This window comes from Methylobacterium variabile (assembly GCF_001043975.1).
GTDB lineage: Bacteria > Pseudomonadota > Alphaproteobacteria > Rhizobiales > Beijerinckiaceae > Methylobacterium > Methylobacterium variabile.
Genome location: NZ_LABY01000079.1, coordinates 1 through 9828, shown reverse-complemented (window position 1 = coordinate 9828; position 9828 = coordinate 1). Strand labels below are relative to the sequence as shown.

Annotated in this window: 10 protein-coding genes; 5 read left to right on the top strand and 5 right to left on the bottom strand. The window is 64.7% G+C overall.

From position 1 onward, the window contains the following. Positions 1–45: 45 nt before the first annotated feature. Positions 46–282, bottom strand: a complete 237-nt coding sequence (locus tag VQ02_RS12445) for a hypothetical protein (RefSeq protein ID WP_048444515.1) — start codon at positions 280–282, stop codon at positions 46–48. A gap of 319 nt (positions 283–601) precedes the next feature. Here VQ02_RS12445 and tnpA point away from each other — a divergent pair, with 319 nt between their 5' ends. The 3 genes from tnpA to tnpC all read left to right on the top strand — a co-directional run bounded on the left by tnpA (position 602) and on the right by tnpC (position 2977). Then, complete coding sequence (gene tnpA, locus VQ02_RS12440) at positions 602–1027, top strand: IS66-like element accessory protein TnpA (protein ID WP_048444514.1); 426 nt, start codon at positions 602–604, stop codon at positions 1025–1027. Further along, entirely contained in the window at positions 1024–1380 is a 357-nt protein-coding gene (gene tnpB / locus VQ02_RS12435) for an IS66 family insertion sequence element accessory protein TnpB (RefSeq protein WP_048444513.1), read from the top strand. The genes tnpA and tnpB overlap by 4 nt, the downstream gene beginning before the upstream one ends. Positions 1381–1447: 67 nt before the next feature. Further along, positions 1448–2977 (top strand): IS66 family transposase, encoded by a 1530-nt coding sequence (gene tnpC / locus VQ02_RS12430; RefSeq protein ID WP_048444518.1) that lies wholly within the window; start codon positions 1448–1450, stop codon positions 2975–2977. A 29-nt stretch (positions 2978–3006) separates the two neighbouring features. On the opposite strand, the gene VQ02_RS12425 is transcribed toward tnpC, so the two are convergent. From VQ02_RS12425 to VQ02_RS12415, 3 genes are all read right to left on the bottom strand, one after another. Then, positions 3007–3267 (bottom strand): DUF6894 family protein, encoded by a 261-nt coding sequence (locus VQ02_RS12425; RefSeq protein WP_048444512.1) that lies wholly within the window; start codon positions 3265–3267, stop codon positions 3007–3009. Further along, positions 3267–3980 carry a Crp/Fnr family transcriptional regulator gene (locus VQ02_RS12420; RefSeq protein ID WP_048444511.1) on the bottom strand — a complete coding sequence of 238 codons (714 nt, stop codon included), beginning with the start codon at positions 3978–3980 and terminating at the stop codon, positions 3267–3269. The genes VQ02_RS12425 and VQ02_RS12420 overlap by 1 nt, the downstream gene beginning before the upstream one ends. Positions 3981–5374: 1394 nt before the next feature. Beyond that, positions 5375–6712, bottom strand: coding sequence for an MFS transporter (locus VQ02_RS12415; RefSeq protein ID WP_245239707.1), 1338 nt, complete (start codon positions 6710–6712; stop codon positions 5375–5377). 235 nt (positions 6713–6947) lie between these two features. Between VQ02_RS12415 and VQ02_RS12410 the strand changes: the two genes are divergently transcribed. Beyond that, positions 6948–7862, top strand: coding sequence for a dihydrodipicolinate synthase family protein (locus VQ02_RS12410; RefSeq protein WP_048444510.1), 915 nt, complete (start codon positions 6948–6950; stop codon positions 7860–7862). A 104-nt stretch (positions 7863–7966) separates the two neighbouring features. Next, positions 7967–8851 carry an IclR family transcriptional regulator gene (locus VQ02_RS12405; protein WP_063838478.1) on the top strand — a complete coding sequence of 295 codons (885 nt, stop codon included), beginning with the start codon at positions 7967–7969 and terminating at the stop codon, positions 8849–8851. A gap of 273 nt (positions 8852–9124) precedes the next feature. On the opposite strand, the gene rclC is transcribed toward VQ02_RS12405, so the two are convergent. Next, positions 9125–9757, bottom strand: coding sequence for a reactive chlorine resistance membrane protein RclC (gene rclC / locus VQ02_RS12400; RefSeq protein WP_048444509.1), 633 nt, complete (start codon positions 9755–9757; stop codon positions 9125–9127). Positions 9758–9828 lie beyond the last annotated feature (71 nt).

Below are 9828 nucleotides of genomic sequence, written 5' to 3'. Positions count from 1 at the left end.
TTTTCACACAGCCTCCACCCTTTGCAGACGCAGGTGGGCGTACCTTCAGGGGTTCAGAGCCGTGTTTTCATCATACAGATGGAGCGACCAAACCAAGGTCCCCTGATCGTCAGTGAGCCAGACCAAGTTGGCGTCTTCGGTCAGGAGGAAGTCCCCCTCGGCCAGGGCCGCGCTCATGGCCTCTGAGGCGCTGGTGGCTTTGATGACCCGCTCCAGCGTGGCGTGGTCCGTCACAACGCCGTTCGGCTCGCGCCAGCCACGATGCAGCCGGAACGCCCTCACCGGTGATCCCCCTGGCTCCCGGCCTTGCGCTCCTTGCGCCGATCCTTCTTGCCGAGCTTCTTGAGCGGCGGAGCGTCTTGCCTTGCGATCCCTGGCTCGCCTACGCGGAGTTGGTCACGACGACCAAGGTCGCGTTCGGAATGCCGCCGTCGTAGGAATTCGTTCCGGTCGCGCGTTCTATTGCTGCATGTCGTTCAGCGCGCGCCGGTAGTGGTGCAACGACACTAGGAACTCGGTAAGCGTTCTTCCGAGCCCACCTACCGTCATGCGTGGTGAGGCGTGATGCTGATGTCCGTGGTTTGATCGCGGGGATCGGCTTGTGTCTGGACTTGAGCATAGATTTGAGCCGCGCCGCCTGGAGGTGATCACGGGCAGCAGCGGGCGGCGGGTCTGGTCGGCGGATGCCAAGGCAGCGATCCTCGAGGAGACCCTCGTGCCGGGAGCTGTCGTTTCGGCCGTAGCGCGCCGCCACGGGGTGACGCCCCAACAGGTGTTCGGTTGGCGCCGGGAGGCGCGCCGCGCTCTCGAAGCGGCGCAGGAGACCACTCCGATGACCTTCGTGCCGGCGAGGACGCCAGCTGCGTCTGCTCTCCCGTCGGTGCCGTCACCAATGCGGTCGCCCGAGCGAGCGGCGGATGGCGCCGGGATCGAACTCGAGATCGGTGGCGCGGTCGTCCGCATCGGCGCTCACGCCAGCGAGGCTCAGATCAGGGCGGTGATCCGGGCCCTGAGGCCGCGGCCGTGATCGGGCCCAGCGGTGCCGTGAGGGTGATGGTGGCCACCCGACCGGTCGACTTCCGTAAAGGTGTCGATGGCCTCGCTGCCCTGGTGCGTGACGCTATCGGCGCCGATCCGTTCTCGGGCAGCATCTACGTGTTCCGTTCCAAGCGCGCCGACAGGATCAAGCTGGTGTTCTGGGATGGGACCGGCCTGGTTCTGGTGGCCAAGCGGCTCGAGAACGGCGCCTTCCGCTGGCCGGCGCCTCGCGACAGCACCGTGCACCTGACCGCCGCCCAGCTCTCGGCCCTACTCGAGGGGCTGGACTGGCGACGCGTTCACGGCCTGCGCCCCGTCGTGACCCCCGTCGCCGCGGGCTGAACGGCGGAGTGCGCAGGACGCCTCAAAGCCGTCGCAAGTAGCTGAGAACTATGCTTTAATCTTGTTCGTGGCTGCTCCCGCTTCCCCTCCGCCGGACGATCCCGAGACGCTCAAGGCGCTGCTGGCCGAGGAGCGGGCCGAGAACGAGCGGCTGCGCCAGATCATCCAGGCGATGCAGCGCCACCGCTTCGGGCGGCGGGCCGAGAGCCTGCCGGAGGACCAGTTGCTGCTGGGGCTGGAGGAGGCCGAGCAGGGCGAGGCCGCCACGCTGGCGGCCGCCGACAGCGAGCCAGCCAGCCGAACGACGCGGGTCGCCGAGCGGCGGCGCAGTCGGGGCGCTCTGCCCGCCGACCTGCCGCGGATCGAGCGCGTCGTCGATCCCGCCAGCCTGGTCTGCCCGTGCTGTGCCGGGACCTTGCACCGGATCGGCGAGGACGTCTCTGAGCGCCTCGACGTGGTGCCGGCGCAGGTCCGGGTCCTGGTGATCCGCCGGCCGCGCTACGCGTGCCGGGCCTGCGAGGAGGCGGTCGTGCAAGCGCCCGCACCCGCCCGCCTGATCGAGGGCGGCCTGCCCACCGACGCGCTGGTGGCGCAGGTGCTGGTCTCCAAATACGCGGACCACTTACCGCTCTACCGACAGGCTCAGATCTTCGCGCGCCAGGGCGTCCTTCTCGACCGCTCGACCCTGGCCGACTGGGTCGGGCGCGCCGCCTTCGCGCTGCGCCCCGTGCACGAACGCCTGCTCACGACGCTGCGGGCCAGCGGCAAGCTATTTGCCGATGAGACCACCGCGCCGGTGCTCGATCCCGGGCGCGGCCGCACCAAGACGGGGCAGCTGTGGGCCTATGCGCGGGACGATCGGCCCTGGGGCGGACGCGATCCGCCAGGCGTGGCCTACGTCTACGCCCCGGACCGCACGGCCGAGCGGCCTCTTCGCCACCTGAGCGGCTTTGCGGGCGTGCTGCAGGTCGACGGCTATGGAGGCTACAAGACCCTGGCGGATCGCGGCGGGATCCAGTTGGCGTTCTGCTGGGCGCACGTGCGTCGGCGCTTCTATGAACTGGCGCAGGGCGGGCCGGCACCGATCGCCACGCAAGCGCTGGAGCGGATTGCGTGCCTGTACCGGACCGAAGCCGAGATCCGCGGCCGCTCGGCCGAGGAGCGGCGGATGCAGCGCCAGGAGCACAGCCGTCCGGTGATCGCCGGGCTGGAGCCCTGGCTGCGCGAGACGCTCGGGCAGCTGAGCCAGAAGAGCCGGCTGGCCGAGGCGATCCGCTACGCGCTGTCGCGCTGGGCGGGGCTGTGCGTGTTCCTGGAGGATGGCCGGGTCGAGCTCGACTCGAACGTGGTCAAGCGGGCGATCCGGCCGCTGGCGCTGACGCGCAAGAACGCGTTGTTTGCTGGTTCGGACGGCGGCGGGCAGCACTGGGCGGTGATCGCCTCGCTGGTCGAGACGTGCAAGCTGAACGGGGTGGAGCCGCACGCCTACCTGAGCGACGTGCTCACCCGCATCGCCGAGGGCCATCCCAACCGCCGCCTCGACGAGTTGCTGCCCTGGGCCTACACCAGCGCGCAAGACCTCAACGCCGTGGCCTGAAGGCTCCGCTTACGGAACTCGTGCCGCGCTCACGCCTCATCTGGTTCCTCTGTAACGGTGTCGCCGAACGGCACCGTCATCACCAGCTGGCCGCTCTCGTCAGTCACCTCGAATGCGCAGGCGAACCAATCCCGCACCGAATGCACTCTCGTCCGGGTGATCAGATCGCGGGCTACGTCGAGTGCGCGAGCCCGCGCCTCCTCTGGATCGGCCAACTCGTCTCCCTCAAGATCGACTGCGAGACCGTCCGGGCCGGGGCCGTGCCGGAGATTGAAGAAGTAGCGGGCCATCAGGCTCCCTCGATCAGGCGAGCATACTCGGCCTCAGGCGTGCCGTAGCTGCCGTTCGTCAGCGCCAGGAGCTTGTCGCGGTCGAGCACCTTGATGCGTCGGCGCTTAGCCTTGATCCGGCCGGCACCCTCCAGGTTCTGGATCGCCAGCGTCACGCCCGCCCGTTGCACGCCTAGCATCATCGACAGGAACTCGTGCGTGAGGACCAATTCGTCGCCGTCGGTCCGGTCGTGGCACATCAGCAGCCAGCGCGCGAGGCGGGCCTCGAGGCTCAAAGAGGCGTGGGCATAGGCGGTCTGGGTGATCTGGACGATCACGGTGTTGACGTAGCGCAGCAGTAGCCGGCGCAGGATCGGGCTCTCGCGCATCGCCGCGCACAAAGGCTCTCGGCCGATGCTCAAGGCTTCGCCGGAGAGCTGCACGAAGTAGACGTGGGGAGTGGTCACGCAGTCGAGGGCAACGGGCACCGCGCCGACCAGGCCCTCGTTGCCGATGAGGCCGACCTCGATCTGGCGCTCGTCGTGAGCGGTCGAGATCGAGACCATACCGCTCTCTATGAACATGATCTCATCTACCGGCGCGTTCGGGGTGATCACCACCTCGCGCAACTGGAAAGTCGTGGGTTCGAGGTGCGGCTGGAGCTGCGCAAAATCCTCTGGACTGAGAGCGCGGAGGAGGCGGTTGCGCAGCGAGGTCTGCTGTGGTTGCGACACGACACACTCCGTGACTTAGTCGTATGACCTTGCGGCTTACCGATGGGATCGCCATGCACTATTGAGATGATACGCAGCAATCGCCAATACGTTGCAAATATAACAATTGTTATTATCGGATGTTAATTCTTGTTGATCAAAGGGTCGAGCCGAAATTGCTTATTGAGATGACGCTTCAGCGGCCGCTGATCCGGTGATTGCTACGTAGGCGTGTATGATGTCACCTTGATCGGTCCGGCGCTCACTGCCTGATAGCTAACTTCGTAAACGCGAGCGCCGGATCGCTCTAACCAGTCAGTCAGTCTGAGAAGCGTGCCGGCATGGCCTGCGGAGGCTGACGACCTCGACCGCGCCATGCCACTCGGGCGCCGGTTCGAGCGTCCTAACGCTCCGCATCGCGGGTGGAAGTCCACGCCACACCTATGCCCGGAACCGACCATGAATACCGTCCAGCCGTCCTTGAGCGAGATCGCGCGCGACGATCGCCAACTTCGCGGAGCACGACCGCGAACAGCGCCGGCAGGCAGCAGCCGACGCGGAGCAGCGCGCCCGCACGGCAGCACGGACCCTTGCAGATCGCCGGCGTGCCTACGCGGAGTTGGTCACCATGACCAAGGCCGCGTTCCGGATGCCGCCGTCCTAGCCGCATCGTCTCGACCCGCGCCCTGGTCGAGCTATGCGCGGCCGAGACTGTTCGTATGGGTATACCGCAGCGGACACGGCCGCGGCGTGCCGAGACGCGGTACGATAGGGTCGCATCAACCCAACGGACAACCGAGCATGCGGACACCAGCCGAGCGGATGGCGGCGCGGCCGGATGTTCCAATTAGGCCCGCTCTAATGGCCATGGCCAGTGCGCTTGATGAAGATAGCCGCCGCTGAGGATCCAGGCTGTATGAAAACTCGGACGCACCCTCTAATTTTAGAACAATCTTCTAAGCAGCCGCTATTCGAGCATCCCGGATGGCGGCACAGATGCTGTCACGATGCCTATATCGGCGCTGCCTATGACGTGCGAGAGAAAATCCTTCTGCAGCCTTTGCGTTTTCAAACAATCTCGATCGGTCACGGCTTTTCGAGCCGGACCCAACGTTCCCGGTTCTATAGGCGTCCCTTATGCGAACACCGGGCGCTAGTGTCCGCGGGCGCAATACCTCGCACGCTGTCAAGAACTGCCTCTCGTCGGGGCTTCTCGGCGCCGCTCGAATAAGCTCGGCGTGTGGAAGGTATGTATGCAGCATTCCAGCCTCTATCTCTCACTTTAATATAAAAACATATAATAAGCTGTATAACATTCATTCATCATTGCATCGATGGAGAGTTACAAGGGATTGATAATTCAAAATTATCCTCACAATTGGTAAAACCGGAGGCAATGCCTCCGGCAATCTCGCTCAGACCATGCCGCGCAGCGGGCGCAATCCGAAGGCGCACGCTGCTGAGACGAGTGCCATGGCGACCATGTAGCCGGCGATCCAGGTCGCCGAGCCGTACTCGGCCAGTAGGGCTGTCGCGACCAGCGGCGAGAGGCCGCCGCCCAGGATCGGGCCGAGCTGCTGCACCAGCGACAGACCGCTGTAGCGGATGCGCGCCGGGAACAGCTCCGAGAAGTACGCGCCTTGCGCGCCGTATACCGAACCGTGACCGATCGCCAGACCGAGGGCGATGGAGAGCCAGACCAGCGAGGTCTGCCCGCTATCCATCATCTGGAAGAATACGAGCGCCAGGATGGCCTGGAACAGCATGCCGCCGACGTAGACAGCGCGGCGTCCAATCCGGTCAGACAGGGCCCCGAACAGGGGCAGTGTCAGACACTCGAGCGCGCAGCCCACGAGGACACCGTTCAGTACTGTCTGCCGCGGCAGTCCAAGTTTGGTAACACAATAGGTGATAACAAAGACTGCATAAATATTGAACAATCCGCTCTCGGCAATCTTGGCGCCGATGCCGAAGAGGATGTTGCCCGAGTGGTTGCGCACAGCCTCCACCACAGGCACGCCTGCTCGGCCCTCCTCGGCCAGAACGCGTTGGAAAGCTGGCGTCTCCGATACTTTGAAGCGGATGAAGAGCCCGATCCCGACCAGTACGATTGAGAACAGGAACGGGAGGCGCCAGCCCCAGGCGAGAAACTCCGCTTCGCTCATGGTGGTGGACAGCAGGCCAAGAAGGGCGATCGGGATCAGGAAGCCGGCCGGTACGCCGATGTGCACGAGCGAGCTGTAGAAGCCACGACGGTCAGCCGGAGCATGCTCGACGGTCATCACCATGCCGCCACCGTACTCGCCGCCGATCCCGATGCCCTGCAGCAGCCGCAGGACGATAAGGCAGATCGGAGCAAGCACGCCGACCTGGCCGTAAGTCGGCATAAGCCCGATCAGGAACGTCCCGGCGCCCATGATCAGCATCGTTAGCAGGAGGGCGGTCTTGCGGCCGACGCGGTCGCCGAAGTGGCCGAAGATCACGCCGCCGAGTGGGCGGGCGCAGTACCCAACGAAGAAAGTCGCAAATGCGAGAAGCGAACCAACCAAAGGATCATCGCTTGGAAAGAAAATCTTATTGAAGACTAGCGCTGTTGCGGTCGCATACAAAGTGAAGTCGTAATACTCGATCATGTTGCCGATGGCGCTCGCCACCGCGACCGTGCGGATGTCGTTCGACTCCTGCGGATCGGCCGTTGCGGTCGCGCCCGCCGCCATCGCCCTGGGCTCTACGGCCTCATACGTCCCGCTCATGGCATTCCCTCCCTCACGCGGACGGCTCACATGCGGAGCCTTTGTCCGTATTGCGGACAAAGAAAATCAGCGATGCATGAGGTGTGTCAACCTGATTTTCTCGGGAGCGTCCTTGTGTGAGTAGCCAAGGCCTTGGTTTGCCTGATGAACCAGCTTCGTGGCAGGTTCCGGCTTGACGCCAGTCACATCCACCACCTACAAGATGTTCGCATTCCGGACATATCGGGAGGAAACGATGCAAACGAAGATCGCCGGGATCATCCCGCCCCTGACCACGCCCTTCGACCAGAACGGTGAGATCGATGAGAAGGCGTTCCGCCGTCAGGTGAAGTTCTTTCTCAACAAGGGCGTTCATGGCGTCTGCGTCGGAGGCAGCACCGGCGAGGGACACACCCTCACGATCGATGAATTTCGGCGGCTGATCGAGACCTGCGCCGAGGAGTTGAATGGCAAGGTGCCGCTCGTCGCCGGCATCATCGCCAACTCGACCCGAGAGGCCATCGCCCGCGCACGCGCCATCGAGGCGGTCGACGTCGCTGCGCTGCAGATCACGCCGGTGCACTACGTCTTTAAGCCCGACGAGGATGCCACCTACGGGCACTTCAAGACGCTGAGCGAGTCGGTCAAGCAGCCAGTTATCATCTACAACGTCGTGCCATGGAACTACCTGAGCCCGTCGCTGCTGCTGCGCATCATGCGTGACATGCCGGGCGTAATGGGCGTCAAGCAGAGCGCCGGTGATCTGAAGCTGATGGCCGATCTGCTGCTCGATGCACCGGCCGGCAAGGTCGTGCTGACTGCCGTCGATGCGCTTCTCTATCCCTCGTTCGCCCTCGGCGCCCACGGGACGATCGCTGCCAATCCGGCCGCTGCGCCTGGTGCCTGTGTGGCTCTGTGGGAGGCGGTCCAGCGTGGAGATCATGCGGCGGCGCTCGAGATCCACAAGCGGCTCCTTCGCTTCTGGAACACCATCGTGGGCGATAACCTGCCGGCCTGCGTAAAGCACGCGCTTACGCTGCAGGGCTGTGACGTCGGTATGCCGCGCCAGCCGATGCCGGCCGCTGGTGCCGGTCAGAGGGAAGCAATCGCCGGGGCGCTCAAGCACCTTCTCGAGGTCGAGCAAGGCGGGCTGCTGGCTGCCGCCGAGTAGGCCATCAGAGCGCGGCGGCGTTGCCGCGGCGCTCGATACCCACTAGTTCGGGCTTGGTCCGCGTCCTGCAACTCGATCGCGTGATCTCACCCGGAAGGCTCTCTATGGCGGACGTCGACGCCAGCCGACAGAGCGTGAAATCGCTCTTCAAAATGCTCGAGGTCTTGGAGGCGTTCTCCAAGACCGACCGCGAGTTGAGTGTCGTTGAGATGGCACGGCGCACAGGACTGCCGCGCACCACCGTGCACCGGATCGTCGACAGCCTGCGCAGCGTCGGCTTTCTGGAGCAGGAGGCGAGCCGCGACCGCTACCGGCTTGGGCTGAAGTTGTTCGAACTCGGCAGCAACGCGCTGACGAACTTGCCGCTTTACCGCGAGGCTCCGCCGTTCGTTGATACGCTCGCCAAATCGAGCGGCGAGGATGTGCATCTGTGCGTGTTCGACGGTGCTCAGATGGTGTTCGTCAGCCGACGCGATCAGATGGCGGCCAATCCCCACAACACTGTGATCACGATGGAAGCTTCGCCCTGCCACTCGACTAGTGTCGGCAAGGCGACGCTGGCTTTCCAGAGCGAAGCCGTGATCGACCGGATCATCCGGGCCGGCCTACCGCGGTTCACGCCGAACACAATCGTCGATCCGGATCAGCTGCGAGCCGAGCTCGCCGCGATCCGGGAGCGTGGCTACGCGATCGACGAGTGCGAGCACGAGCCGGAACTGCGCTGTGTGGGGGCGCCGATCCGCAACGCGACGGGGCGGGTTTTTGCGGCGATCAGCACGACTGGCTCGAGTCGGCGCATCACTCGCGAGCGGGTGCCGGAGCTGGCCCGGATGGTGATGACCCATGCCGAACTCCTGTCCCTGCGCTTGGGATATCAGCCAGATCGCCAGCTTCCTGCTGACGGTACAAGGGTGGAACGCGACGCAGGCGAACGCAGCGAACGTCCCCGGAGAACGCCGGCGGGAGCAGAGCAAGAGCATCCCGCTTAAGCTGCTAGACAACCCTGCAAGCGAGCGCCGGCCGCGGCTGGACCCCGAGCGGTCATACAGCCGCATGAGCACAGCTTTAAGAGAAACGACGGTTTTCAGCTACTTAAACCCGAAGGTTAACACGTCTGACAAAACCGGGTGCCAAGCGCATAAGCTTGGCATATGGAACCATCTATGCTGATGCGACACCAACAGCCACAATCAATCAATTGCGACTGTTAGAAACATCCGCTTTCAGGCGCTTGGCCAACTTTGGAACTGCAGCTGAAATCCTCAGCGCGAACCAAGCACGGGATGCTGAGCGTGCTTGACAGTAAGGTCTTCAGGCGCAGCCCGGGCTTCCAGGACCGCGCGGGCGCTGTCGACCAGGACCAGCCACGCCCCCGCCAACAGGACCACGTCCTTGAGCACCAGCCGCCCGGCTCCCGACAAGAAGGGGAAGCCGTGCTGCCCGTCGCCGAGCGCCGGTACCCAGGCTTCTGGCGTCGTCGCCAGGAACGATAGCGTGACGATGGGCGTCAGGAAGGCGAGTGTCGCCCCAGCCAAGCCCCAGCGTCGCGACACGACGCCCGCCAGGGTGAGCAGCCCGATGGCGATCTCGACGGTGCCCAGCCCGTTCGAGAAGGCGTAGGTCCGGTTCTGCTCCTGCCACGCCCGCTCTGCCGGCTTCAGCTCACCCTCGTGGGTGAGATGCGCCTTGTACTCGTCCGGATGCGCGTGGAAGAACGACATCACCGGGCTGTTAGCCACGAACGGCGTGATGCTGTCCGCCTCGTACGGGGCGAACTTCAGCGCGCCGATCCACAGGAAGACGAGGGCGATAGCGAGGCGCACGGCCTGGAGGCCGAGGCGCTCCGATCCTGGCGCGGACACCAGGCCAAGGACGCGGCGGATCTGCGTGTTCATGACACGGCTCCTTTTCAAGCTTGCGGACGGGGGTTCAGGCCTCGGCCGAGGCCGCGAAGGCGTCGAGCGCC